Source organism: Lysinibacillus sp. NPDC048646 (assembly GCF_050272295.1).
In the GTDB taxonomy this organism is placed as follows: domain Bacteria; phylum Bacillota; class Bacilli; order Bacillales_A; family Planococcaceae; genus Lysinibacillus.
On record NZ_JBNNLZ010000001.1, the window covers coordinates 252364 to 278705 of the forward strand.

24 protein-coding genes and 1 riboswitch are annotated in these 26342 nt (G+C 39.2%); of the genes, 7 read left to right on the forward strand and 17 right to left on the reverse strand.

The features are described from left to right. Positions 1-7: 7 nt before the first annotated feature. The 6 genes from ACQKII_RS01225 to thiW all read left to right on the forward strand — a co-directional run bounded on the left by ACQKII_RS01225 (position 8) and on the right by thiW (position 6085). Positions 8-1114 (forward strand): ABC transporter ATP-binding protein, encoded by a 1107-nt coding sequence (locus ACQKII_RS01225; RefSeq protein ID WP_427455548.1) that lies wholly within the window; start codon positions 8-10, stop codon positions 1112-1114. Then, positions 1104-1913, forward strand: a complete 810-nt coding sequence (locus ACQKII_RS01230) for an ABC transporter permease (RefSeq protein WP_427455550.1) — start codon at positions 1104-1106, stop codon at positions 1911-1913. The genes ACQKII_RS01225 and ACQKII_RS01230 overlap by 11 nt, the downstream gene beginning before the upstream one ends. Next, entirely contained in the window at positions 1910-2707 is a 798-nt protein-coding gene (locus ACQKII_RS01235) for an ABC transporter permease (protein WP_427455552.1), read from the forward strand. Before ACQKII_RS01230 ends, ACQKII_RS01235 begins: the two co-directional genes overlap by 4 nt. Continuing rightward, the gene (locus ACQKII_RS01240) at positions 2704-3777 is read left to right on the forward strand and encodes an ABC transporter substrate-binding protein (protein ID WP_427455554.1); all 1074 of its coding nucleotides are present in this window, start codon (positions 2704-2706) and stop codon (positions 3775-3777) included. The genes ACQKII_RS01235 and ACQKII_RS01240 overlap by 4 nt, the downstream gene beginning before the upstream one ends. A gap of 114 nt (positions 3778-3891) precedes the next feature. After that, positions 3892-5088, forward strand: coding sequence for an MFS transporter (locus tag ACQKII_RS01245; RefSeq protein WP_427455556.1), 1197 nt, complete (start codon positions 3892-3894; stop codon positions 5086-5088). Positions 5089-5222: 134 nt separating this feature from the next. Further along, positions 5223-5328: riboswitch (TPP riboswitch) on the forward strand. A gap of 256 nt (positions 5329-5584) precedes the next feature. Continuing rightward, positions 5585-6085, forward strand: coding sequence for an energy coupling factor transporter S component ThiW (gene thiW, locus ACQKII_RS01250; RefSeq protein ID WP_427455558.1), 501 nt, complete (start codon positions 5585-5587; stop codon positions 6083-6085). Between the two features lie 92 nt (positions 6086-6177). Here thiW and ACQKII_RS01255 read toward each other — a convergent pair whose 3' ends face one another. From ACQKII_RS01255 to ACQKII_RS01335, 17 genes are all read right to left on the reverse strand, one after another. After that, positions 6178-8775 (reverse strand): VWA domain-containing protein, encoded by a 2598-nt coding sequence (locus tag ACQKII_RS01255; RefSeq protein ID WP_427455560.1) that lies wholly within the window; start codon positions 8773-8775, stop codon positions 6178-6180. Continuing rightward, positions 8759-10504, reverse strand: coding sequence for a vWA domain-containing protein (locus ACQKII_RS01260; RefSeq protein WP_427455562.1), 1746 nt, complete (start codon positions 10502-10504; stop codon positions 8759-8761). Before ACQKII_RS01260 ends, ACQKII_RS01255 begins: the two co-directional genes overlap by 17 nt. Positions 10505-10515: 11 nt before the next feature. After that, on the reverse strand, positions 10516-11391 hold the full coding sequence (locus ACQKII_RS01265) for a DUF58 domain-containing protein (protein WP_427455564.1): 876 nt from the start codon (positions 11389-11391) through the stop codon (positions 10516-10518). After that, entirely contained in the window at positions 11388-12383 is a 996-nt protein-coding gene (locus ACQKII_RS01270) for an AAA family ATPase (RefSeq protein WP_427455566.1), read from the reverse strand. Before ACQKII_RS01270 ends, ACQKII_RS01265 begins: the two co-directional genes overlap by 4 nt. 11 nt (positions 12384-12394) lie before the next feature. Then, positions 12395-13849 (reverse strand): hypothetical protein, encoded by a 1455-nt coding sequence (locus ACQKII_RS01275; RefSeq protein ID WP_427455568.1) that lies wholly within the window; start codon positions 13847-13849, stop codon positions 12395-12397. Positions 13850-13861: 12 nt separating this feature from the next. Beyond that, positions 13862-14707, reverse strand: coding sequence for an ABC transporter permease (locus tag ACQKII_RS01280; protein ID WP_427455570.1), 846 nt, complete (start codon positions 14705-14707; stop codon positions 13862-13864). Next, the gene (locus ACQKII_RS01285; protein WP_427455572.1) at positions 14704-15639 is read right to left on the reverse strand and encodes an ATP-binding cassette domain-containing protein; all 936 of its coding nucleotides are present in this window, start codon (positions 15637-15639) and stop codon (positions 14704-14706) included. The genes ACQKII_RS01280 and ACQKII_RS01285 overlap by 4 nt, the downstream gene beginning before the upstream one ends. Continuing rightward, positions 15636-18029, reverse strand: a complete 2394-nt coding sequence (locus tag ACQKII_RS01290; protein WP_427455574.1) for a hypothetical protein — start codon at positions 18027-18029, stop codon at positions 15636-15638. Before ACQKII_RS01290 ends, ACQKII_RS01285 begins: the two co-directional genes overlap by 4 nt. 191 nt (positions 18030-18220) lie before the next feature. Then, complete coding sequence (locus tag ACQKII_RS01295) at positions 18221-19108, reverse strand: LysR family transcriptional regulator (protein ID WP_427455910.1); 888 nt, start codon at positions 19106-19108, stop codon at positions 18221-18223. Between the two features lie 66 nt (positions 19109-19174). Continuing rightward, a complete protein-coding gene (gene cbpB, locus ACQKII_RS01300) occupies positions 19175-19618 on the reverse strand; it encodes a cyclic-di-AMP-binding protein CbpB (RefSeq protein ID WP_427455576.1) in 444 nt (147 codons plus the stop codon). 200 nt (positions 19619-19818) lie between these two features. Beyond that, the gene (locus ACQKII_RS01305) at positions 19819-20058 is read right to left on the reverse strand and encodes a short-chain dehydrogenase (protein ID WP_427455578.1); all 240 of its coding nucleotides are present in this window, start codon (positions 20056-20058) and stop codon (positions 19819-19821) included. 70 nt (positions 20059-20128) lie between these two features. Continuing rightward, positions 20129-20896, reverse strand: a complete 768-nt coding sequence (fadH, locus tag ACQKII_RS01310) for a 2,4-dienoyl-CoA reductase (protein WP_427455580.1) — start codon at positions 20894-20896, stop codon at positions 20129-20131. A 455-nt stretch (positions 20897-21351) separates the two neighbouring features. After that, positions 21352-22536 (reverse strand): iron-containing alcohol dehydrogenase, encoded by a 1185-nt coding sequence (locus ACQKII_RS01315; RefSeq protein ID WP_427455582.1) that lies wholly within the window; start codon positions 22534-22536, stop codon positions 21352-21354. Between the two features lie 16 nt (positions 22537-22552). Beyond that, entirely contained in the window at positions 22553-23314 is a 762-nt protein-coding gene (locus ACQKII_RS01320) for a 3-hydroxybutyrate dehydrogenase (protein WP_427455584.1), read from the reverse strand. A 148-nt stretch (positions 23315-23462) separates the two neighbouring features. Continuing rightward, entirely contained in the window at positions 23463-24983 is a 1521-nt protein-coding gene (locus tag ACQKII_RS01325; RefSeq protein WP_427455586.1) for a CoA-acylating methylmalonate-semialdehyde dehydrogenase, read from the reverse strand. A gap of 14 nt (positions 24984-24997) precedes the next feature. Continuing rightward, on the reverse strand, positions 24998-25258 hold the full coding sequence (locus ACQKII_RS01330) for an NAD-binding protein (RefSeq protein ID WP_427455588.1): 261 nt from the start codon (positions 25256-25258) through the stop codon (positions 24998-25000). Then, entirely contained in the window at positions 25236-25358 is a 123-nt protein-coding gene (locus tag ACQKII_RS01335; protein ID WP_427455589.1) for a hypothetical protein, read from the reverse strand. Before ACQKII_RS01335 ends, ACQKII_RS01330 begins: the two co-directional genes overlap by 23 nt. A gap of 350 nt (positions 25359-25708) precedes the next feature. Here ACQKII_RS01335 and ACQKII_RS01340 point away from each other — a divergent pair, with 350 nt between their 5' ends. Beyond that, positions 25709-26326 (forward strand): TetR/AcrR family transcriptional regulator, encoded by a 618-nt coding sequence (locus ACQKII_RS01340; RefSeq protein WP_427455591.1) that lies wholly within the window; start codon positions 25709-25711, stop codon positions 26324-26326. The last annotated feature ends 16 nt before the right edge of the window (positions 26327-26342 follow it).

Here is a 26342-nt window from a genome sequence, read left to right on the forward strand (position 1 = left end):
CGCATCAATGACAACGAATTCAATTATCCGCTTTAAAGATGTTTCTAAATCCTATAATGACGGCACTGTCGTCTTAAAAAATATTAACCTAGAGCTTGAAAAAGGAAAGTTCTATACATTACTTGGTCCATCTGGTTGTGGTAAAACAACCATTTTACGTATCATTGCTGGATTCACAGAACCAACAACAGGTGATGTGTTCTTTCACGATAAAAAAATCAATGCCGTACCAGCAAACAAACGCCAAGTTAATACAGTATTTCAAGATTATGCGTTGTTCCCACATTTGAATGTTTTTGAAAATGTAGCATTCGGTTTACGTATAAAAAAGCTACCTGAAAAAGACATTAAAGAACGTGTCACAGAAGCCCTAAAGTTCGTCAATTTAGCGGGCTATGGGAACCGTGAAATCTCTGAGATGTCAGGTGGACAACGTCAACGTGTCGCAATTGCCCGTGCCATTGTCAATGATCCAGAAGTTATTTTACTCGACGAGCCTCTGTCTGCATTAGATTTAAAACTACGTACAGAAATGCAGTATGAGCTACGTGAGTTACAGCAACGTCTTGGTAAAACTTTTGTGTTCGTCACACACGATCAAGAGGAAGCTTTAGCAATGAGTGATGAAATTTTCGTGCTAAGTGAAGGTCAAATTCAACAATCTGGTACACCTGTAGACATTTATGACGAGCCAATTAACCGCTTTGTTGCTGACTTTATTGGAGAATCAAACATCGTTCCTGGTGTAATGATTGAAGATTTTAAGGTTGAATTTACTGGCAAGGTTTTTGAATGTGTTGACCAAGGTATGAAACCAAATGAAAAAATCGATATTGTCATCCGTCCAGAGGATTTGGAAATGACAACAGTCGATAAAGGGAAATTAATCGTTAAAGTAGATACACAACTATTCCGCGGGGTGCATTATGAATTATCTACTTACGATAAAGATGGTAATGAGTGGCTCGTGCATTCACTGAAAAAAGCTGAAGTAGGGACAGAAATCGGCTTGGACTTTGATCCGGAGGCAATCCATGTTATGCGCTTAAATGAGACTGAGGAAGAATTCGATAAACGTTTAGAAGCATATGGAGACGACGAAGATGCAAACTAAGACATCAAAATCTGCGTTATTTCCATATGTCTTATGGATAGCATTATTCGTTATTGCGCCGATTGCCCTCGTCGTTTACTATTCCCTACTCGATTTACATGGCAATTTCACGCTTGAAAACTATAAAGCATTCTTTACTTCTGTCTATTTAAAAATGACACTTAGCTCGTTTTGGTATGCATTTTTAATTACATTCTTTACATTATTAATTTCTTATCCGACAGCTTATTTTTTAACGAAAACAAAGCATAAACAACTTTGGCTATTACTGATTATTATTCCTTCATGGATTAATCTTTTGTTAAAAACATATGCATTTATCGGGATTTTCGGATTATATGGTCCCCTTAATGCATTTATAGAGGTTTTAGGTTTTGATCCACAACAGATGCTTTTCACTGACATTAGCTTTGTGTTCGTATCCGTTTATATTTTCATCCCATTTATGATATTACCGATTTTCAATTCTTTGGATCGTTTAAATCCAACATTGATTTATGCGGCACGTGATTTGGGGGCTTCTGCCTTTACAACTTTCCGTCGTGTCGTGTTACCCCTTACATTGGATGGCGTTAAATCGGGTATTCAAGTTGTCTTTATCCCAGCATTATCGCTTTTCATGATTACACGCTTAATCGCAGGGAACCGCGTGATTACACTTGGTACAGCGATTGAACAGCAATTCCTTGTGACGCAAAACTGGGGTATGGGTTCAACAATAGCCGTATTTTTAATTTTATTCATGGTCATCATTATGTTAATTACAGGTCAAAAAGATAAAGGAGGTCGCGTACGATGACAAAACTATCTACATCAGCAAAGGTCTATTTAGCAATGGTTTTTATCGTCTTGTACGCACCTATTTTTTACTTGGTCTTTTACTCGTTCAATAGTGGCGGCTCGATGAATAACTTTGAATCCTTTACTTTAGAGCATTATAAAGCAGTCTTTGAGGATTCAAGACTTCTTGTCATTTTAATTAATACAGTGATTGTGGCTCTGCTTTCTGCGTTGATCTCTACAATTATCGGCACATTAGGTGCAATTGGCATTGTTACAGTTAAAGATGCAAAAATGCGTAATACATTACTTTCTTTAAATAATGTATTGATCGTCAGCCCAGATGTTATTATCGGTGCAAGCTTTTTAATATTATTCACATTGGTTGGCATTAAATTAGGCTTTGCTTCTGTGTTATTGGCACATGTAGCGTTTAGTGTACCTATCGTTGTACTGATGGTCCTGCCAAAATTGTTAGAGATGAATAAATCGTTAATGGATGCCGCATTAGATCTTGGCGCAACGAAAAAAGATATCATGATGCGTGTTATTTTACCGTATATTCAACCTGGTATTTTTGCAGGATTCTTCCTCGCTTTAACGTATTCACTTGACGACTTTGCGGTGACATTTTTCGTGACAGGTAACGGCTTCAGTACATTATCTGTTGAAATTTATTCGATGGCACGTGCTGGCATCTCCTTAACAGTAAACGCTATTTCAGGATTAGTGTTCTTCGTCACTGTTTTCGTCGTTATCGGCTATTATTTCATCACAAGCCGTGCTAGCAAAAGAACGGAGGGACAACAATGAAGCAATTAATTCAAGCTACTATCGCGATCCTTGTCGTTTCCGCCCTGTTAATGTATGCCGCTGATGTCATGAGTGCTGGTGGCGGGAAAAGTGGGAAAGATACATTAACCATTTTTAACTGGGGTGAATATATTGACCCTGATTTGTTGAAGCAATTTGAAAAAGAAACAGGCATCCATGTCATTTATGAAACTTTTGACTCGAATGAAGCCATGATGACAAAAATTCAGCAAGGTGGTACAGCTTACGATATTGCGGTACCTTCCGAATACATGATTGAAAAGATGAAAGAAGAAAATTTACTCATACCTTTAGATAAAACGAAAATCCCTAATATTAAAAATATCGACCCCTATTTTTTAGATTTACCCTTTGATGATGACAATAAATATTCTGTTCCATATTTCTGGGGAACAGTTGGTATTGTCTATAATCCAAGTCTTGTCGGCAATTTAGACTTTTCCTCTTGGGAAGATTTATGGGATTCTTCATTAAAACGTAAAGTCTTTTTAGTAGACGGTGCACGCGAGGTAATTGGTATGGGCTTAAACAGCCTCGGCTACTCTTTAAACTCTTTGGAAGATAGTGAACTCCGTCAGGCTACTGATAAGCTGATAACGCTTGCGCCAAATGTGAAAGCAATTATTGGCGATGAAATTACGCCACTCATGATTAATAATGAAGCGGCTGTTGCCCTTACTTGGTCTGGTCAAGCAGCGGATATGATGTACGAAAATGAAGAGTTAGACTTTGCTGTACCTGAAGAAGGCTCTAACTTATGGTTTGATAATATGGTTATCCCAAAAACTTCAAAAAATATTGATGGCGCCCATGCTTTTATTAACTTTATGTTGGATGCTGATGCCTCCGCTGCCAATGCCGATTATGTAGGGTATTCTACGCCTAATATTGCAGCGATGGATTTAATGGATGAAGAAGTGGTAACGGATGAACGCTACTACCCTTCCGAAGAACAACGTGACACGTTAGAAGTATATAAAAACCTAGGGCCTGATTATCTAGGCAAATACAATGAATTGTTTTTAGAATTCAAAATGAGTATTCGATAATTTGAAAACCGTTTGCTATAAGCGAACGGTTTTTTCAGTCATTAGGTTGATAGAATCTTACTAGCCTTTATGGTAGACTGTAGTATATTTGAATTGAAAAAGGGGGGCTAATGGATGACCCAGCAGAAGTCGAATAAGGCGGCTTTGTATATTTTAATGTTTAATATGTTTATCGCAATGGGGAGTATTGGTATTATTATTCCTGTTATGCCTGAGTATTTAAAAATATTTGGTGCTGCAGGACAAATTCTTGGCATGCTTATTGCAACGTTCGCCTTGGCACAGTTTGTATTTTCTCCAATTGCTGGGAATCTTTCTGACCAGTATGGGCGAAAAAATCTAATTATTTTTGGCCTCATCGTAACTGGACTTGCACAAATTTCGTTTGGGCTTTCAACGGATATTTGGATGCTCTTTCTCGCGCGTTTTTTTGGAGGTTTAGGTTCTGCCTTCATCGCACCTCCTATTATGGCTTTTGTAGCTGATGTTACAACCTATGAAGAACGAGGCAAGGGGATGGGTATGTTAGGGGCGGCTATGTCTCTTGGCTTTATGATTGGACCTGGTATAGGGGGCTTTTTATCGAAGGTTAGTCTGCACTTCCCATTCTATACGGCTGGTGCTGCAGCTATTATAGCAGCTATTCTCTCATTCTTTCTTTTACCTTCAACAAAACCAAGCACATCTCAAAAGGCGCAAAAACAAGATAATCTTGCGAAACAAATGGTACGTTCCGTCAAAATGCCTTACTTTGTAATGCTTATTATTATGCTTGTATTCTCGTTCGGAATCGCTAATTTCCAAACGACATTATCACTATTTGTTACGGAAAAATTCAATTACACTCCTGGAGATATTGCCATACTATTAGTGGTAGGCGGTGCTTTCGGTGTTGTTGTACAAATGTTCATTATTACACCTCTTTTTAATCGCTACGGTGAGATGAAGGTTGTGTTAGTCAATTTATTTATTGCATCCGTTTCAATCTATTTAATTTTATTTGCATCTGGCTTTGCACTTATTTTACTCGTAGCAACAATTTTCTCAACGGCAACAACTTTGATTCGACCAGCTGTCAACACGCTAATTTCTAAACTTGCTGATACTGAACAAGGCTTTGCCGCTGGTCTTAATAATGCATATATGAGTCTTGGTAATATGATTGGCCCTGCACTAGCAGGTGTATTATTCGATTGGAATATGAATAGCCCTTATATTTTTGGGGCAATTATTTTATTGGCTTGCTTCTTCCTTGCCCTTATCTGGACATTGAAAAAAGCACCACATCTTATGCAACCTGATTTGAAATAGTCTGAATAGTTATTGACTATTTTTAGTAGCATGGTACATTATTAGGTAAAAAGCGCTTTCGCGAAGTGACGAAGCGCATGTGATTGAATGACTAGATGATGAAAGTATTTATACTTTAAAAAATTAAATCGTTTCCAAACCACTAGGGGCGTCTTTCTAAGACTGAGATGTGTATGTATACATGAACCCTTTGAACCTGATCTAGTTCACACTAGCGTAGGGAAGTGACGACACTTGCTTTTTTAATATGTAAATGCAAGGCCGCTTCCTTATGTTGTGAGGAAGCGGTTTTTTGATTATTTTCGATTGAGAGTGCTAGCAGTTATATTCTGTGGTCTATCAGCTATACTCTGCAGTCTATCAGCGATTTCTCTTACCCTATCAGCGATATTCTACAGTCTATCAGCGATTTCTCTTGCCCTATCAGCGATGTTCTGTAATCTATCAGCGATTTCTCTTGCCCTATCAGCGATGTTCTATAAAAGGAGTGAAAAATATGTCGGTTCGAAAATTAACAATCATGGCTTTATTAGTCTCAATTGCTGTAGCAGGCTCTGCCTTTGTCTCGATTCCAACAGGGATTGCGCGAGCCTATCCTGTACAACATGCCATTAATGTCATCGGCGCCATTTTACTAGGTCCAGTACCTACCATCATGGTTGCCCTTGTCACAGCTATTATTCGTATTCTTACAGGAACAGGATCTCTTTTAGCTATTCCAGGTAGTGTCATCGGCGCATTGTGCGCAGCGCTTTTCTATAAATACAGTGGTAAGATTTGGTTAGCAGCTGTTGGTGAAATGCTTGGGACAGGTATCCTTGCATCTCTCGTAGCAGTTCCCTACGCACATTTTTTAATGGGTACATCTGTTGCGGCATTATTTTTCATGCCTGCTTTTTTAACATCAAGTGTTATTGGGGCAATCTTAGGAATTGTCGTTGCCAGCAGTCTACGCAAAACCGTACTTGTCAAAAGTTTTAACATGACACTTTATTAGCTGACTGTACTTGTCTATTGTTTAAACACAAAAACGCAGGGCAAAATGATTTTAAATTTTGCCCTGCGTTTTAAATTTAGCGTATTAAATCGTTAATGTCGTTTCTTCATGCCTTTTAACAGCTGCGCTACGTTTGTATCTTCTACTTGCTCTAGTGTATCCTCTACCATTTTCTCTTGTTGTTTGACTTTTGTTAAGAAACTCCATCCAAAACGACGGATTGTAATATCGATGAAGAATAGTAACATCCCTGCTAAAAGAAGCCAGGTTGCAATATTTTGGCGCTCTGCTCCTTTTTGTGTGAAATCGCGGAAGACTTCCTGCGGTTCCTCTAACACATTGCCACCAGTTTGCTTTGTAAGTTCTTCCACTAGTTTTTCATTTACAGGTCTTAATTCATATTCGGCACTATACGGAACACTTAGACCTGCCTGGTAAATCGCCTGTTCTTCATCGGCAATGCGGAAGAAGATAAGACCTGGTTCTGCTTGTACCGTTGCACGAACTTGCGAGGCAGATATTGTTTCTAGTTGCATCTCTAGCTCTTCACCCGCTTCATTGACAGCGACGATATCTAAAAATGCAGCTTCGTTTGTCGGGTCGGTAATAACAAAAGAGCCATCCGTATCTAGACGTACGTCATAGGCCACATCGTTATAGCTTGGTAGCATTTGCGAAATGATCGTTTGCCAAAACGTGCCCCATTCCTGCCATCTTGCCCAGTCTCCTGTCCATTTTCCTGTGGAGTCCGATGTGAAAGCGAAAGTCTTCCCAAGACCATATTGCCACTGTGCTATCACTGGATCTTCCTTCTCGCTTTGCGCGATTACAGAAGCACCCTGCTTCGCGGTTGTACCTATATAAGCATTCATTTGTGGCACACCATTGGCAAATAACGAATTCCAGCCCGACGCATGATAAATTGCTGGATAAAAAGGATTGTCTTCAATATACGTACGTGAAATCATCGCTGTCTCACGTGATAATATAGAAGGAATCATCTGTTCATCAATAACATCGTAGTAACGTCCACTACCCATTTCACTTAATGATTCCAGTAAATTGCCATCTGCATCTTGCCCAATCGCAACCGTAGATAGTGTAACCCCGTTGTCTTTACCAGTTGCTATTAAATCCTCATAATTCCCTGCTTGTGACTGTCCGTCAGTTAATAAAATAATGTGCTTTCGTTGCAGTTTTAGATCGGCCAAATTTTCATAAGCCTTTTCAAGTGAACTATATATTTCCGTACCGCCACCAGGAGTCACCGATAAAATCGTATCGACTGCTTCTTCCTTATTGCCAAGCGGTCCAGTTTCAATAATTTCCCAAGGACGATCATCAAAGGCGATAAAGCCAAGCGTATCCTCATCACGCAACATTTCAACAGAACGTGCTGCCGCTTCCTTGGCAAGCTCTAACTTAGTGCCATGCATACTTCCCGAACGGTCGAGCACGATAACGAGACCTAAAGATGGCAATTGTTCTTTGCCTTTAATCTCCATTTCAACCGGTAACAATGTTTCGATTGGTGTTTTAAAATAGCCGCCCAAGCCAAAGCTATTTTCACCGCCAACCATTGTAAAACCGACACCAAAATTTTTCACTGCCTGCTCGATAACACTCATTTTTGCCTCACCAACTAAATGCCCTGGTACATTATCAAAAATTATCGCATTATATTGTAAATAACTTGATAGTTCATTCGGCAAACTTTTTGCATCTACTACATCATAGGAAATTGACTTCGTCCCCAGTGCCGCAGCAATTGGTGATGCTGTGTCATAACCGTTCACTATCAGTAAGTGAGGCTCACTTTGTACCATCGTGACACTCGTTAATTTATTATTTTCAAATATTGCATCTTGTCCAACTTGTACAAGTGCCTCGTATTTGACTAGTCCCTCTGCAGTGGCCGTATGCTTATACGTAAATACATTCGATCCTTCTGCAAGTTCCACTGCCTCTCGATGAATAAGTTCATCATTTTCGTACAGCAATAGCTCTCCATGCCCTGCTGCGGTCGCATTCACTTCAGTGACAAGTTGCTGTTGTTCCCCTACATAAGCAACCTGTGGTGTCACAAAGCTTTTAAGCGATACATCATTGGCAACGGACTGACTGAATGGCACAACATCTACGCTAATATTGGCGCCTTTTAATTTGGTAGCAAACGCCAATGCATCACCTTTTGTTTCATTCGCGTCCGTTAATAAAACTAGCCTTGTAGCTTTTTTCGGATTGACAATACCAGTTGCTAATTGAAGGCTTTGCTCAATATTTGTTTGATCAGTTTCCTTCATAGCTGTAAATTTCGATACTTCCTTCAATGATCTAGATAAAATGGTTTCTGTTTGTAGTGTCGAAGAGAAAGAATAAATCCCTGCAAGTTGTTCATCTTTTTTCGACTGTAAACTTTCCTCTATAAAACTAGCCATTTCCACTTCTGTCCCCTTCATCGAAGCAGAGCGGTCGACTAAAAACAGTACCTGTTCTTCCTTAATCGGCAATAAAATATAGGGTGCTGCAAGCGCAAAGACTAAACAACATATTGCTATCATACGAATACCAAGTACAGTGAGATGGTTCTTTTTTAGACGTTGACGTTCGCGCCAATAGGTCCATACAAAATACGCAAACAATGGCAGTAATAACAATAAGGCTAATGGCGTATCAATTCGTAAATCCACGACGTCGTTGCACCTCCCACTCTGACACAAGTAATACTAAGATAATGAGTATGAGCCAAGGTACAAATGAAGCATTCGATACTTCTTCCTTGCCATGTTCTTGTAATTCTCCAAGGGTGTAACTCGTGCCTTTTTCTATCACACGCTCCTGTGCCTGGAGCTGCACGATGAGGCGTTTTTCCTCACTATTTGAGCGTGCTGTGTAAACGCCTGGTTTCATGGGCGCCGTTAATAACCCGTTGGTGATTGTTGATAAAAACTCATCATCCTGCGAATAAACACTCCACTCTCCTTGCGCTAAAGCAACTGAACGCTGCTCATTGGGTGTGAAAATCCCAAGTGAATCTATCGATTCAGATAATTGTTGTTGGGCACTCCATAAAAATAGCGGGAATGAGGGGTGTAATGGCCAATCTGTATCGGCAATATCGGCTAGTACGATAATATCCCCTTCTGTTGAGCGTTGGATAAACGGTTTATCTCCAACAGTGGCAATTGTTTTATAGCCATCAAACGCAGGATAAATTGCACTTACATAAATATCATTTAATTCACTGAACGCAAATAAAGCGTCATTCGTTGTTTTCACAACACCATTCATTTCAATTTTTCCAATATCATCTCGTCCAAATAATACAATCGGCTTGGTCATTTCTTTCAGCAAAGTTGTTTGATTTGTCACCACAGTAGCATCTTGATTATTTACCAACTGTAAGGACGGAACAATTTTCACGCCGCTGTTTATTGTTTGGAATCCCTTTTGTATAAGTTGATGCATATTTTGATCTACAATTACTTTAGAAGTGGCTGTTTGTAACAATACCGATTGACTATTATCGATGGCATAATCGTCCTGTACATCAATGGTCGCAGTCATCGAATCCACCAACGGTAAGTCTTTAAACGTTTTAGTCACAGCTTCGTTTGCAGGCAATGTTATTTTCTCTGTTATAACTTCCTCACCCTTAGCATTTTCTAGCGTAAGAGTCAGATTATGCTCTTTGCCTGTATCATTTTGCAACTGTACAAGTGCCATCGTTGCTTTTCCGTCTGTTGTAGCAGCAAACTTTGTAATGGCTATATTGGTTAAATCCTTCGCTGATCCTTGGACAATCCATTTCACCGAATCCTTTTCCATCGGTAATTGCTTCTTGTCGAGTGTATCTGTAAAGACATAAATCGATGTCGGAGTCTCACCGACAAAAGCTTGCGCCACATCAAGTGCTTTATTCATTTGTGCGGTTTCATATGTCACTTGCAAATCCAGGACTGCTTTCTCAATATCTTTAAGGTTTGTTTCTTGCTGTAAAACGGCCTGCGGAGTATTACCTGTCGTAATAAGTGTCACGGGTCTTCCATCAAGCTGATTGACTAACGACAACATTTCCTTTTTATGTGCATCAAATGTTGACTGCTCTTTCCCTGCTAGCATTGTCGCAGACGTATCAACAATGAAAATTGTTTGTGCTCCTGCAATCGTTGACTTTTTTACATATGGATTCATCAGCGCGAGTACTAGTAGAAGAAGTGCTAACAGTTGCAAATAGAGAAGCGCATTTTTTTGTAAATGCTTTAAGTATGGAGATACACGTGTCTCCTGCATAATTTCCGACCAAAAGAGTGTTGAGGACACGGTTTGATCGGTATATTTTTTTCGAAAGAAATAATATAATAGGACAATGACCGGGATGATGGCCGTCCAGCTAAAAAGTATTTGACTAAAGCCCAATACGGCTCACCTCACCTAATCCAATGTGCTTTTAATAATTGTTGAAAGACAGCATATTGAAGCCCATCTTCCACCTTGAGTTGTAATTTTCGAACACCGAAGCGTCGACAAATTGCCTCTAACTCTTCATCATGTAGACGTCTTCTTACCTCATACGTATCAAGTACCTTTGATGATATCGTAACGTTCACATCACTGCCCGTTTCACGGTCAAGTAAACGAACATCACCGCTATAATTTGGAGATAGTTCTTCTTGCGTGACGATTTGTATAATGCGTACATCCCCTGCAAAACGTGGCATCCTTTTCAATAGCTTTTCCCATTCTTCGATTGGTTCTAGACCGTCTGTCACTATAAATAGCACCGTACTATCTTTAGGCATTGCTTTTAATGCTCCCTGCGCAAAGCTATTTGTATAGGTTGCCTCCTCAAGATCAGTCACTACTTGTATGAAGGCGCGACGATACATAGCACCTTTGCGACGAAACGGCGGCAATATGTCATCTTGTACAAACGAAAATGATAATCGATCATCACGACCAAGTACCATTAAGCCAAGTGAAGCAACAATTTGCCGTGCAAAAGTCCATTTTGCTTGCTCACCCATTGATTTTGTAGTGTCTAATAAAATGTGCACGCGCATCTCTTGCTCATCTAAAAAACGTTTAATGAAATATTTATCAGTTCGCGCAAAGACGTTCCAATCCACCTGTCTTACATCATCGCCTAGGTGATATTCACGAAAATCCGAGAAATCGAGCGATGCCCCGAAACGTTGCGAACGGTGTGAGCCTTTATGTTGCCCACGCAATTTGGAGGCCGTCGCCACTTGGAAGCGACTAATTTTCGCTAGCCAATCTTCGGGCAATAATATTTTCTGCGTCACCTGCTAACACCTTGCTGAACTTTTTCTAAAATAACGTCAATCACATCATCTGCTGTTTTACCTGAAGCCTCCCCTTCATAGTTCAGTAGCATACGATGACGTAGTACAGGCTTCGCTACGGATTTAATATCCGCAACTGATACATGGAAGCGTCCATTCATCAGTGCTCTTGCTTTTGCTAGCTTTATTAAACTTTGTAAGCCACGAGGACCACTACCATACATGGCATATTGCTTTACCTCATCTATCGCTTCTGCTCTTTCAGGATGTGTTGCTACAACAAGGTCTGCTGCAAATTCAAGCATTTCATCTGCTACAAGTACTTCTTTCACCATTTGTTGTGCTAGCAGGAGTCCTTCTGTGTCCATTATTTTTTGTAAGGTGATTTCCTGTGCGCCAGTTGTGCGCTTCATAATCTCCATTAGTTCACTTTTCTCTGGATATGGAACGAGAATTTTACAAAGAAAACGGTCCATTTGTGCCTCTGGTAATGGATATGTCCCCTCCATTTCAATGGGATTTTGAGTAGCTAGGACGAAGAATGGTTTGGCCATTTTTTTCGTATCTCCTAAAATTGTTACTGTTTTTTCACCCATTGCCTCAAGCAGAGCACTTTGTGTTTTCGGGGTTGCTCGGTTAATTTCATCTGCTAATACCATTTGACTAAAAATTGGCCCTGGCTGGAAAATGAACTGTTGCTTGCCATCTGCTGTTCGCTCAATCATACTCGTCCCCGTAATATCCGCAGGCATTAAATCTGGCGTAAATTGGATACGTGAGAAGGATAAATCAAGCACTTCAGAAATGGTGCGAATTAGCATTGTTTTCCCTAAGCCTGGTAGTCCCTCTAACAGCGCATGACCATCTGCCAGAACTGCATATAATGTATAATCAATCGCTTCCTCTTGACCAACTATAAAACGATGGATTTCTTCTTTTACTTGTTGTAATTTCGTACTCATTTCAACATACTGTTGTTCTGTAAATGCCATTTCTTTTCCTCCTACTGCGACTCAATTGACGTGAAATAAGATTGCACGACATTTTGTAAATCTTTCGGTAATTGTAAACGCTCAGAGCTTTCTAAATAGCTGTCTTTATATGAGCCTATAACTTCATCATATGGACGGATCGAACCTTTTGTAATGGGGCCATTTCCTTGCTGCTCCGAAACATGAGAGCCGTCTCCTAATGCTCCTCCATCTACAGAGGTTTCACTTGAACCGCCCAACCGATCAGGCATCGTTAATAGATTTCGACCACCTTGTCCGGACCCTGCACCATTTCCTAAACCAGAACCCTGACCACTACCTTGTCCCTGTCCTTGACCTTGACCTTGACCTTGGCCTTGTCCTTGACCTTGACCTTGACCTTGTCCCTGTCCTTGGCCCTGTCCCTGTCCCTGTTGATTACTTTGACTAGACCCTTGCGCCTGCTGATTGCCACTTTGTGAATTATTTTGTCCCTGTCCTTGGCCCGTTTGACTTTGCTGATTGTTAGACTGCGCATTTCCAGCAGGTTTTTGGCCCGTATTCGAATTGGAACTGTTTTGTTGATTGTTATTTGCATTATTAGCACTCGCAATGGCATTTTGTAATGAATTACTTGCTGGCTTCCCAAGCTTACTCATTGCCGTTTGAGTATTATTCGCATTTTGCGTTAAACCCTGTTGCATGTGAGCAAGTTCCTTCAATTGTTCAATTTCCTCTTTAGATAAGCCTTGGCCCTCAGATGCACCATCTTCACTAGCCGTTTGTTTATCCTTTAATTGTTGTTCCTTTAACGCAAGTTCTTTTTGCTTCTTCACAACTTCACGAAGCGCTTCTTCAGCTGTATTTGCCTCTTTTAATGTGTTTTGCAATTCTTTTAACTGCTCTTTTACTTCTTTTGTTTCTGCTTTTTTTTCTAACTTCGCAACTTCTTTTTTTATGTCCTCGATGACTGCCTTTTCTTGTTCTACCTCTATAGCTTCAATCTGCGTAGTAGCTGGGAATAAATAGAGCGCCGCTAACACAACACCTGTTACAAATAATCCTATGCATGCTTTAGGTCGAAACAAAGCTTTCTTTCTTGCTTTAAATTCAGAAAACGCCTTTTCTGCCTTTTGAACTGCTTTTACAAGTAGTGATTGAACTAATGGATCTTCATCTTCTTTAAATGACAAAGCTGTAACCAGTTCATTATGCGAGAAATAATGATCGAGTGTGTGTAATGACTCTTTTGCTCTCGCACGCTTCCACCACATCAAGACGATTGTTGCAATTATCCCAACTAGAAAGACAGCTAATGCAGTTTGACGGTAATACGGCCAGACAAATAGCCTTGAGACGAGCATGAGTGAAGCACTCGAAAGCAATGCCAAAAACAAGCCGTACTGTGCAATAGGAATACTTCTTTCGAATGTTAAACTCGTTTTTGCACGCTGTATATATTTTTGTAATTGCTTACGACGCTCCATAAGGTTTCCTCCTCATCGATTACTTTTCATGTTGGCACGTAATTTTTTAATGGCAATTGTTAAACTAAGTACAATAATGACTATATAAACGAGTAAATAAGTAATCCACACTGGTAATTCAACACCTGAAAGCTCTGCTAAAGCATCCCCCATCTCTGGAGAAATAAGTGTCAACATTAATGCACCTGGGTTTATAGAAGCCCAGAAATAAGTCATATAGGAAGTCCCCGTCCCTATGGCATTCCCCATTTGATGGAAGGCCATTGTTAAAAAGAAGAAAAATGCTGTGATCCCACCTAAAAAAATAATCGAGCCGTACGTAGCAATCATCGCAACTATTGTTTTCTTCGTAATTGTTGAGAACATAACCCCGATACTCCCTATAGCAATGACCGTCACTAAATAAAATAAAAAGATAGAGACTAATTGGGAAGGTGATACCCCACCAAATAAAAACACTAAACTATACAATGGTAGCCCGGCGATTAGCATTAATACTAAAAATGCCACAGACGAAAATAATTTTCCAATCACAATTTGTGTGGAACTTTGTGTTGTTGTCAGTAAAATATTTAATGTTTGTTTTTCACGTTCACTACTGATTGCACCAGCTGTCAAACTTGGTGTGATAAAGAGAACCAATGCCATTTGCAAAATCGTTAATACAGCAAACATCATAAAACTTGTTTCTGGTCTAAAGAAACCCTTGCCTGTAAATTCTGTTGTCAGTAGTAAAAAACCTGCGATAAAAATACAAATAATCGCTAAATAAAACATCAAACCTGAAAAGCTTTTAAAAGAACGGAAGCGTAACTTCAATTCTTTTACGAGTACCGGATTATAAAATCGCTCCATCATTGATTGTCCGCTCCCTTCGTAATCGCCATAAAGACATCTTCTAAATCCTTTTCTACTTCACTTAATGCGTAAATTGGTAAATCTGCAAGTATTGCTTTTTTCAGTAGTGACACTTGTTCTGTATCTGTTCCTCGGTAATTAAAGGCTATCTCTAAGCGATTGTCCATAACATCAATGGATGAGATAAGAGGATCTTCTTCTAAAAATGCACGCACCTCGCTTAAACGTTCCGCGACCTTGATGACAATGCGCTTTTCTCCCTGTAATTGCGCTTGAATTGTTGCAACATTGCCATGGGCGATGAGTTTGCCATTATCAATAACCCCGATTTCATCACACATTTCTGCAAGTTCAGGCAAAATATGTGAGGAGATTAGAATGGTTTTCCCCATTGATTTTAAATTTCTTAAAATATCACGCATTTCTACGCGAGCCCTTGGATCAAGACCTGATGCTGGCTCATCCAATATCAATACTTTGGGATCATGGATTAAGGCGCGTGCAAGACATAATCGTTGCTTCATTCCTCGTGATAGTAAATCTACATAGTCATAACGCTTATTCGTTAAATTCACAAGCTCTAATAGCTGTGGAATTAAGACTTTACGTTGTGTTGCGTCAATGCCATAACTTGCACCATAGAAATCTAAATATTCATCGACTTTTAGTTGGTCATATACACCAAAGAAATCTGGCATATAGCCGATTTGCTTGCGTACTTCCTTTGGTTCCTTGATAACGCTTTTTCCATTGATAAGGGCATCGCCAGAAGTTGGGGATAATAATGTTGCTAAAATCGAAAATGTTGTCGATTTGCCAGCACCATTGGCACCAACAAAGCCAAACACAACCCCTTCCTCAAGTGATAGGTTTAGATGGTCTAACGCTGTAAAGGAGCCATATCTTTTTGTTAAATCACGGATTTCAATCATTCCTTTGCCACTCCTTTCAGCTCTACTTCCGGTAATCTTGTCTGCTCACCAGTTGGATCTGGTCCAAATTTGATTTGTACGAGTAGTTCCCCATTTTCATTTAAGTATTGCGCAATATTCTCCGAAAACACTTGCTTTGTGTCAACTAACGGCTCAAAAAGGCTTGTTTCATTATTCCAAATGGCAAGTTGCATGCGCTTCACGTCCTTATTTGAAATAACAAGCTCATTTAACGATTGAACAGATGTCATAAAATTATCTGGCATGGCCATTGTAACTTCATATAAACCATCTGATAGATACCAGTTATTTAGTTGCTCGTCTATTTTGTCAAAATAGGCATTCGCTGATTGTGGATTCACTGTATACGTAAAGTTGGTACGCTTCATGGTAAATGGTCCTGATAGTTCTACTTTTCCTTCAAATGGCTGTATGAAATAAGAAATTGGTGACATGTTAGCACTTGTTTCAAGCTCTACCCCGACAATTGCTTGTTCTGCCCAAGCCGTAACTACTGGTTGCTTATCACTTTCTACAAGAGGTAGTGCAAGTGATTTCATACGCTCGATACGAAGAGGGTCCACATCTTCTTTTTTCGCTGGATAATTATAATTGTAACTATTAAACGAAGATGGCTTTTGCAGAACCGTTGACTTCAGTTCCTTGTCCACCTTCAGTGTTCCGTTCGGCTCGATATCGCCAAGCTTTACTTCTTTAATACCTGAAATTAGCGTTACATCCTTTAACGTAAACGGGAAATTATTCTTAATTGTCCCAGAGAGCTTTTCATTTTTTAGTGTAATATCCACATCCATCTTACCGATGTTTTTTGCAGTTGTTTTCCCTGCAAACGATTGAACAGACCAATAGCTTAAGTTTCGTAATGTTAATGTAGAGCCATTAGCGTGTTCCTTAATATACGATGTTTCATGTAAATCCCCCATCGTACCTGTGAAATTATTATTACCACGTAATGCCAGTGCAGTCGTATCTTTATCTGCCTCTACAACAAAATCACCGCTACGATTCGTTAAAAGCGATTCAACATAGTAGCCGTTTACACTACTATCCTCATTTACTTTATAGAGGGCTGATTGTTGTACTTGTGGTTGTACAATACGATCTTTAGCGCCAAAAATAAAGAGCGCAATGGATAGTGCAACTGAAATGGCTGGTATTAGCCACCACGCATGTTCACGCTTATCCATTTTTTTCAGGACAAAATAAAGAATAGGTCCGATAATTAAAATATACAAAATGATGACGATTAACATATAGCTGACAGACACTTCGAATGATGGAAATAATTCATTAACTGTACGTAGTTCATATGAAATTTGATCCATTGTTGATTGTCCTTGCCTCATCCCTTGTTGAGATGAGGATTGGATATTTAACATTTTTGCAGTTAATGCTGCATATCCATCCATTGATGCTAGAGGTTGATCTCCTAATGAAAACGTTGTTTGCACAATTTCCCCACTACCCAGCTTTTTCTTTGCTGCTAGAGTTGTATCGTTTTCTTTTAAAACAGGAACGCTTCCTTCATTATCTGTTGCTGTATAGACGGAAATATCCTTTGAAAAAATACCCCCACCTGATAATTTTGTTAAATTAGCTGCTGAAACGGTCTTCATTTGTTGTGATAATGTAAGTGGTAAATAATCTTTAAAAATGCCCGCAGTTGTATCTACTTGATCAGACGCTCCAAGCAGTAAAGTACCTCCATCCTGTACCCATTTCAATAAAGCCTCTTGTTGATTTTGAGATAAATCGGCAATAGAAATTTCATCGACAGCAATAATATTCGCCATCGCGTAACCCTGCGCATCCTCTGGCAAAGTAAACTCTTTTAGTTGATTTAAATTAAAAATTTCAACATTACTTGACGAAATCAATTGCGATAAACGCAAATAAGCAGATAAGCGGTCGCTTTTATCCGTTAATGTATAGATAAATGTTGCTGATGGATCTAAAAAGTTTGCTTGTAAACGTTTTGTTCCTTTATAAGCAACCTTCTTCCCTTTTTCAATGCTCCCCTCATAAAAGGCAAACAAGTCCGCATCTGAATAGCTATAGTCTGCTAGTCCATCCAAATATAGCTCAAATGTTTTTTCTTCACCCGCTGCTATATCGAGTGGCAGTACAAGTGCTGATGCAGCTTCGTAGGAACTCGAGGCATTAATCACCATGTCCCCTGAAAAATCAGCACCATTATTTTTCACTGTTACTTGTAGTGGCACAACAGATTGATATTTTGCTTTTCCTACCATTCCTGCTTTCGCCTGCACTTCTAATGTTGGTGCGGCGCTAGCCTGTGAAGCAGGTAGCACAAAGCTCATAACAAGCATAAATAGTAGAATAAGTGCCGTTATTTTCGTTTTTTTCAAAAAGCTCAACCCCTTTTACTTAACATATCGATGATTACATAATTATACGTTTTAAATTGCATTTTGTTCCATTTCTTATGATATCTTCATGAATATTCATAAACTCTTAAGATTTATATAGGTCAACAAGAAAAAGGGCAGTCCCAAAAGTGATGCATAAATCACTTGGGGCTGCCCCGCTCAACTATGTCCTATTTTGTATAATCAAATAAGCAACGCGCATGGTCTTGTACGACTTCTACAAAAGCCTCTACTTGACGCAGCTCAAAAGAAGATTCGTAGCCTATTAACCATGTGTCACGTGTTAAACCAAATTCCTTTTCATTGTTAGTGAGCGCAATTTTATTGATTCCATCATGCTCATTTAATGTTATGGAAGGGAGAATTGCATAGCCAATTCCATTTATCGCCATCTGTTTACACGTCTCAATTTGATCCACCAAAATTTGTCGTCTCGGATTAGATGCAAAATGTCGTTGCCACCATTGTTGAATTTCTTGATAATAATTCGAATCACTTTTGAATTGAATAAATGGTCGATCCGTCGTAAGCACATCTTCAATGGTTTTCAATTCTTGATCTACTAAGTAAAGGGTGTCACGAAAAAGATGTATCTTTTCCCCCTTCCAATCAACCTGTCCGCGTACAATGCCAATATGCGCCTCACCCTCATACAATGCTTTCACAATTTCCGAGCTCCAGCCGGTCATCAGCGAAATTTTCGCTTCAGGATATTTGGACACAAAATCCTTTAATATTTTCGGAAGCCAATTTTGCCCAACAATTGATGCACAAGCAATTTTGAGTGTTCCGTTTACTTTTGTTGTTAATGATTGAATCGTTTCAAAAATTTCTTCTTTTTTAGCGAGCATATCAATCGCATAAGCGATAACTAGTTCTCCTGCAGGTGTCGCAGTAAGTCCCTTCTGCGAACGAATAAAAAGCTGTGCACCCCACTCTTTTTCAATCGATTGCAACCGTTGAGAAAGCGCTGGCTGCGATAAAAACAACCGCTCGGCTGCTTTTCGCATATTGCGTTCCTCCGCTAATATTTTCAATATTTCCGCTTCCGTTGCCATCAATTACCTAAACCTCCAATACAAGCAAAGGGGGCCTCACGATTTGCACCTGAGTCCCCTCTTAAACTACTTTTCTGTTTGATAAATATATTTTTTTAACTGTTTTAATATAACTCGTCTCGTTAAAATTCCTGCGAAAGTACCTTCTTCGTCCACTACACATAAAAAGGCATGATTTATGACTAAGTCTAATGCACGTTGAAATGTATCTTTCAGCTTGATAACAGCTATATTTTTATCCATTATCGTATCAACTTTTATATCAGGTAATTTTTCATATTCAATATGTTCGAGCCCTAAAATTGCTTCTGTAATCATTTTCATACTAAGTAACCCTTGAAGTCGATATTTCAAATCTAATACAGGTATTGAAGAATACCCTGTACGTGTCAGTACAAGGAGTGCATGTTCGGCACTATTCCCAATCTGTACATGTGCAACCTTTTCGGATGAAATAACAAATTCACTAATTGGCATTGCTAATAAGTCTTTGCTGTTAGTTGAAATCATGAACTTCTTCTCCTTTTCTGTCCTTGCTTTGCAGAACAGGATGCTTCCCTTTTATCATATCATAAATTTTCCTGATATGACCACGACAAGATCTCGAGAAGAGTTTTTAAAGAACAATGAATTTTTTTAGCATTTTGAACAAAACTAAGTATCAAATCTGCTCACGCAAATTTGATACTGTCGCTTTAAAAATCATACTTTTAATACCCTGCCTGACTCCAGTAGTAAAAAATTACAATGCCTAAAAAAAGTAAGAATATACCATAAACCCAAACAATTGGATTCAGCATTGTTGCATATTCTTCCACAGTTTCTGAAATTGGTGTATCCTTTTCTGAATTTCGTTCCGATGTCATTTTGGCAATTCGTAAAGTGGATACGAAGGAAATGACAGAAATGATGGTAATCGCAATAAAAGCTGGTATTAACCACATACCCATAAGGCAAGACTCCTTTCTTTACCCTTAGTATGCGTCAATCCAGCTCTTCATTATGCAAAAAAATTATTGACTAAAATGGGTGTTGATTTAGCCATTGTCCACCATCAAGTGTGACACATTCACCATTCATATAGCGTGACTTATCAGACATCATAAATGTTGCAAGATCGGCCACTTCTTCAGGTGTCCCAATTCTCCCCAATGGTACAGAATCAATTGTACGAGCAGCTGCCGCTTCTGATTCCCACAATTTACCTGCACCACCTGTTCGCTCTATTGGACCTGGAGCGATTGCATTCACACGAATTCCATATTGTTTGCCCCATTCAACCGCTAACGTTCTTGTCACTGATAATACCCCGGCTTTAGCTGCCGCTGAATGGATAACGCCAGCGCCTGCATTCCACGCATAGGTTGCAACCATATTAAGAATAGAACCTTTTATATTGTTCTGAATCCAATACTTACCAACTGCTGATGAACAATAGAATGTACCATTTAATACGATATCAACTACAGCCTTCCAACCGTTAGGCGTTAAATCCTCTGCTCGCACTATAAAATTGCCAGCTGCATTATTCACAAGCCCATCAATTTGTCCAAATTTTTCGACTGCAAATGCGACCATTGCTTCTGCATGTTCTGGCACTCGTACATCCATTTGGAATGTTTCGATTGTTGTGCCTGCCGTTAATATATATTCTTTAGCTTCTATCAAACGCTCTTCATTACGACCTGTAATAATAACATTTGCCCCTTCTGCAACGAATTGCTTCGCCATATAAAGCCCCATCCCATTTGAGCCACCAGTAATAAGTATTGTTTTCCCCTGCAACATACTATTTCCCCCTTTGTAAAAATGAATACCCATTCATAAATTCTACTATATTTTCTCGAAAATGTCATATTAATTCTACAAAATTCCATTTTTAATAAAAAAACAGGCTCTTCACCATAACTTGTGGTTGACTTCCGCTCTGCCAGTGTGCTTTCCTGGGGGCGCCCGATGAGCCGCTTGGGGCAATAGGATGTTGGTCACGAAGGCGTTATCACAGGACGTGGTGCTTTTAGCCTTCGTTCCTCTATGTTGCTCGCTTCAGGGTCTCATCTTGGTCGCTTAATCCCCTAGGAGCCACACTGGCGTCGCTCCAGCCAACTTATATTACATTTTAAAATGTCAATCACATCTTTTGGTGATGAACCAAAAAACAATAAGAAAAAACGAGATATTCAATGATTCAATCATCGAATATCTCTCAATGTAAAACGATATAAAATTTTTTAGTGCCACCTCTAAAATTCATAATGGTAAGCAATTTTATAGAGCTCTATTAATTCCTCATGCGTTGGCACTTTCGGATTATTAGCGGGGCTACCACTTGCAATTGCATCTGCAGCCATTTTTGGAATGGCCTCATAAAAGGCATCTTTTTCAATACCCCATTGTTGTAAATTACCAATATTCATTATTTTACACATGTCCTTTATCGAAACAATCGCTAAATCCGCAAGTTCTTCTGGCGTGAAATACTGTCCTTCTTTATTAAAAAATTTTCCAAGGTCTGCTAATCGATCCACACAGGCATCTTTTGAATATTCTAAGACTGCTGGTAGTAACATCGCATTAGATATACCGTGCGGAACGTGGAATAGCGCCCCGATAGGACGAGACATCCCATGCACTAAGACTACAGAAGCATTGGAGAACGATAGACCTGCTTGCATTGACCCAAGAGACATTGCTTCTCGGGCATCAATATCGTCTCCATGCTCATAAACTTTCAGTATGTTATTGACGATTAACTCCATCGCTGATAAAGCAAGTACATTAGAGTATGGATGTGCTAAGCGTGATAAATAACTTTCGATTGCATGACTCAATGCATCAATGCCAGTTGCCGCAGTTATTGATGGCGGTGAAGTGATTGTTAAAATGGGATCAACAATTGCAATAGTTGGCATAAATGCTGGTTGTTTAATCATCATTTTTACATCATTCGACGTGTTTGTAATGACCGTTGCTTCCGTTGCTTCCGACCCTGTACCAGCAGTTGTTGGAATCGCGATATGTGGAATCGGTGTTTTATCAGCAAGCTTTTGCATGTTCATATAGTCCCCGATATAGCCACCATTTGTTGCGACTACTGCAATGGCTTTCGCTGTATCAATGCAACTCCCACCACCTAGTGAAATGATGACATCACATGCCTGTGCTTGCAAAAGCTCAAGCCCTTCTGTTACAAACGAATCAATTGGCTCAGTTGATACCCCTAAATACGAAACCGCTTCTAATCCTTGCGTTTTTAATAAAGAGTTGCATTGATTGACAAATCCTAAGCTATCCATAATTGGATCACTGATAATCAATGCTCTCTTCCCTAATTTTTTTGCATATACCCCTACTTCTTCAAAAGCATCTCGCCCATAAATCATCGTTCCTGGAGAATGTACTGTGAAAATTGTTTTAGTTTGAATCATAACGTCTCCCCCTTACCTATTGTGCTGTATAACCGCCATCCAATATGACTGCCTGACCCGTTAAACCTTGTGCCACATCACTCGCTAAATAGAGCGCTAGTCCCGTAATTTCAGAAACATCTAACAAGCGCTTTTGTGGAACGAGTGGATAAAGAACTTGCTCAAGTACTTCTTCTACCTTGATCCCTCTTATCTTAGCTAAATCAGTAAACTGATTACGTACCAATTCTGTATCAACATACCCCGGACAAATGGCATTTACAGTAATGCCTTCATTTGCTACCTCAAGCGCGGCCACTTTCGTTAAACCTATTACCCCATGTTTGGCTGCATTGTACCCTGCCTTCCCTGCAAAACCAATAACGCCGTTAATGGACGCCATATTAATAATGCGGCCAAACTGGTTTTTCTTCATATATGGCAGGGCATATTTCATCGTGACAAATGGGGCAGTCAGCATTACTTTTTGCATTAATTCAAATGTATCTGTCGAGAAATCCTCGATGTAAGAAACATGTTGGAATCCTGCATTATTCACTAAAATATCTATGGTCGCGAATTTTTGTATGGTGAAGTCTATCGCTTCACGAATCTTCTGTTCATCAGTTACATCACATGTATATGCAGTTAACCGAGGATCTTGTCCAACTGCCTCGGTCAAGCGTTCTTCATTTATATCCGTCATCACAACATTAGCTCCTTGCTCAGCAAAAGCTTGTGCTAACGATAACCCAATTCCACGTGCTGCGCCGGTAATAAACACTGTTTTTCCATTCACATTTTGTCCCTCCTATATACCAAGTGAGAATAGTAGTATTGCAATGATCGTACCAACGATAGGAATAATGCTGGAACATCCAAGCTTAAAATAGCCTTTGAAAAAAAGCTGTACTCATTGATTTAAGAGTTACAGCTCCTTCTAGTAGTTAGTCGTTATTACTTGGGAATGCAAATGTTGATGAAGTGGATGCATTACTTGTCATCCAGCGTTCTGAAACGGTTTTCGTTTTTGTAAAGAAACGTGCTTGGTCTGGACCAAACATATGACCTTCGCCAAAACGAGACCCTTTAAATCCAGCAAAGTTGTGATAACCCACTGGAATTGGAATTGGTACATTCACGCCAACCATTCCAACATCAATTTGAGTAGTGAATTGACGAGCCGCAAAACCATCGTTTGTGAAGATTGTTACACCATTTCCAAGTTCATGCTGATTGATTAGTTCAATCGCTTCATCTAATGAATCGACACGTACAATATTACGAGCTGGACCAAATACTTCTTGTTCATAAATCTCCATACCTGGTTTCACATTATCTAGTAATGTTGGACCAACAAAAAATCCTTTTGATTCTTTGACAATATCTAAGTCACGACCGTCACATACGACAGTTGCACCTTCGGACTCTCCGCGATCGATTGCCGCTAAAACCGCATCTTTGGATTGTTGGGAAATCACTGGTCCAAAATCAGTATCAGGCTCCGTATATGAACCCACTTTTAATGCAGAAATTTTATCCTTTAAAATACCAACAAGACGATCTGCAGTGTCTTGCCCGACAGGCATAATTGTAGATATTGCCATACAACGTTGAGACGCTGCACCGTAAGCAGCACCAATAAATGCGTTGGCTACTTGCTCAAGATCTGCATCGGGCATCACGACCATATTGTTTTTACCACCACCAAGCGCAGTAACACGTTTACCGTATTTTGAACCTGTTTCATAAATGTACTTAGCAACCGGTGTCGATCCTACAAAAGAAATTGCTTGTACGGAAGGGTTTTCTAAAATTTCATTTACTGCATCTTTATCACCGTTTACAACTGTCCAAATGCCATCTGGTAAGCCAGCCTTTTTCCATAATTCGCTCACATATAATGAGGTCATTGGTACACGTTCAGAAGCTTTTAAAACAACAGCATTCCCTACAGCAATTGCCATACTTGTTTGCGCTAATGGCACCATAATCGGGAAGTTAAATGGTGAAATAGCTGCTACAACCCCTAGTGGATATTTAGCTGAATAGGCGTTTATTTGACCGCCAACGTCTACAGAGTACTCACCCTTTACTAAATGAGGTGCCCCGATTGCTAAGTCCACAGATTCAAGTCCTCGTGTAATCTCACCTTTCGCATCCTCTACAGTTTTACCGCTTTCTCTACAAATAATTTGTAATAATTCATCCATATTTTCAGTGATCAAGTTGCGAAATTTTAATACAATCTCCGTACGTTTAGCAACTGATGTATCACGCCATTTCGGGAATACTGTCTGTGCTTTTGCAATGGCCACACGTGTCTCTTCTACGCTTGCTAGTGGTACTTTTGCGATAACCTCACCTGTTGTTGGATTGTATACCAAACCGTAACGACCACTTTTCCCCGCAGTCATTTCACCACCGATGAAATGACTTAATGTTGTAACTTCTTGTGCTGTTGTCATATTATTGTCCCCCTTTAAAGTTGTTTGATTTTACATTTTTCTTTTAAACTTAAATAAGCAGCTGACATATCATTTTCTCCATAGCCTTCTGTAGATAGATCACTGTAAAGATTCATTAATTGTTCGCCGATACGAAGTGGAACACCTGCTTCATCTGCCATGGTTTTGGCTAACTTCAAATCTTTTAATAAAAGATTTGTTGAGAAACCAGGTTGATAGTTTTCATTTTTCATATATTCCAAGTAATTGCGTTTATAAATACGACTTTTGACCATAGCTATTACTTAACACTTCATAAAGCATATCAGCCTTGATACCCATTGTTTCCCCTAAAACGATTGTTTCTGCTACTGCCTCAGTATAGAATCCGATCATTAAATTATTCAGCAATTTAATGCGGGTACCGACGCTAGGGGAAGTACCAAGGTGATAAATATTTTTTCCGACTATTCCGAATATTTAAGACCCACTTATTTCTCTTTCATTAGATTCCCCCGTTTCTTAAAAATTCACAAATTAAGCTGGATGATACACTAGCCAACTTTATTTTTTTGTCGTAACATTAATAACGAGATATATCGGATGACCGCGGTCATTGACTGCGGTCAACTGTCATTTAAATCATAATCAAACTCAATCTATCTCGTCAATTAAAAAATTTTCTATTTTCAGAAAAAATATTATGAAAATTATTATAGTATATCTATATTTGGAGGAAAAGGAGTATGAATTCATTAACAACTCGCCAAAAAAAAGCATTGGAAACGCGGGAAAAGTTACTAAAAACATCGCTCGATTTATTTAATAAACATGGATTTGAGCATGTATCAGTTGAGCAGATTACAAAGGCATGTAATGTATCAAAAGGAACATTCTATACACACTTTCCTTCTAAATACGATGTTATTTTAGAAAAATTTAAAGAACTCGATAGTTTTTATAGCACCGTGGAGAAAAATATTGATGGCAATTTGCCTGCAAGCGAAAAAATACTTTTGCTTTACAGAGAACAAATGCTATATTTAGCAAATGTTGTTGGAAAGGATTTATTGCGGACAGTATATACTGCTGCAATGACCAACCAAGTGGAAAAAGACCATTATTTAATTAGCCATCAGCGTAAAATATTCCAAATCCTTACTATTTATATTGAAGAAGGCATTAAACTTGGTGAGTTTCGCAAAGACTTACAAGCGACACAAATGCAAACCATTATACAACGTTGCATGCGAGCGAATGTGTATGATTGGTTAATTCATAATGAAGATTTTGATTTAGTAGCTGAGATGGCACATTTTACAGCAGTTGTATTAAACGGAATGCAAGTTGAAGCTTCAAAATAGCTCCTAGAAACATCTT

Excerpts from the sequence above, each read along its gene's own strand:
- ACQKII_RS01225 (WP_427455548.1), top strand. The coding sequence starts at position 8 with ATGACAACGAATTCAATTATCCGCTTTAAAGATGTTTCTAAATCCTAT.
- ACQKII_RS01230 (WP_427455550.1), top strand. The coding sequence starts at position 1,104 with ATGCAAACTAAGACATCAAAATCTGCGTTATTTCCATATGTCTTATGG.
- ACQKII_RS01235 (WP_427455552.1), top strand. The coding sequence starts at position 1,910 with ATGACAAAACTATCTACATCAGCAAAGGTCTATTTAGCAATGGTTTTT.
- ACQKII_RS01240 (WP_427455554.1), top strand. The coding sequence starts at position 2,704 with ATGAAGCAATTAATTCAAGCTACTATCGCGATCCTTGTCGTTTCCGCC.
- ACQKII_RS01245 (WP_427455556.1), top strand. The coding sequence starts at position 3,892 with ATGACCCAGCAGAAGTCGAATAAGGCGGCTTTGTATATTTTAATGTTT.
- thiW (WP_427455558.1), top strand. The coding sequence starts at position 5,585 with ATGTCGGTTCGAAAATTAACAATCATGGCTTTATTAGTCTCAATTGCT.
- ACQKII_RS01270 (WP_427455566.1), bottom strand. The coding sequence starts at position 12,383 with ATGGCATTTACAGAACAACAGTATGTTGAAATGAGTACGAAATTACAA.
- ACQKII_RS01275 (WP_427455568.1), bottom strand. The coding sequence starts at position 13,849 with ATGGAGCGTCGTAAGCAATTACAAAAATATATACAGCGTGCAAAAACG.
- ACQKII_RS01280 (WP_427455570.1), bottom strand. The coding sequence starts at position 14,707 with ATGATGGAGCGATTTTATAATCCGGTACTCGTAAAAGAATTGAAGTTA.
- ACQKII_RS01285 (WP_427455572.1), bottom strand. The coding sequence starts at position 15,639 with ATGATTGAAATCCGTGATTTAACAAAAAGATATGGCTCCTTTACAGCG.
- ACQKII_RS01295 (WP_427455910.1), bottom strand. The coding sequence starts at position 19,108 with ATGGCAACGGAAGCGGAAATATTGAAAATATTAGCGGAGGAACGCAAT.
- cbpB (WP_427455576.1), bottom strand. The coding sequence starts at position 19,618 with ATGATTTCAACTAACAGCAAAGACTTATTAGCAATGCCAATTAGTGAA.
- ACQKII_RS01305 (WP_427455578.1), bottom strand. The coding sequence starts at position 20,058 with ATGGGTATGTGGTTAATACCAGCTTTTATTGCGATTACCATCATTTCT.
- fadH (WP_427455580.1), bottom strand. The coding sequence starts at position 20,896 with ATGTTGCAGGGGAAAACAATACTTATTACTGGTGGCTCAAATGGGATG.
- ACQKII_RS01315 (WP_427455582.1), bottom strand. The coding sequence starts at position 22,536 with ATGATTCAAACTAAAACAATTTTCACAGTACATTCTCCAGGAACGATG.
- ACQKII_RS01325 (WP_427455586.1), bottom strand. The coding sequence starts at position 24,983 with ATGACAACAGCACAAGAAGTTACAACATTAAGTCATTTCATCGGTGGT.
- ACQKII_RS01330 (WP_427455588.1), bottom strand. The coding sequence starts at position 25,258 with ATGGTCAAAAGTCGTATTTATAAACGCAATTACTTGGAATATATGAAA.
- ACQKII_RS01335 (WP_427455589.1), bottom strand. The coding sequence starts at position 25,358 with ATGATCGGATTCTATACTGAGGCAGTAGCAGAAACAATCGTTTTAGGG.
- ACQKII_RS01340 (WP_427455591.1), top strand. The coding sequence starts at position 25,709 with ATGAATTCATTAACAACTCGCCAAAAAAAAGCATTGGAAACGCGGGAA.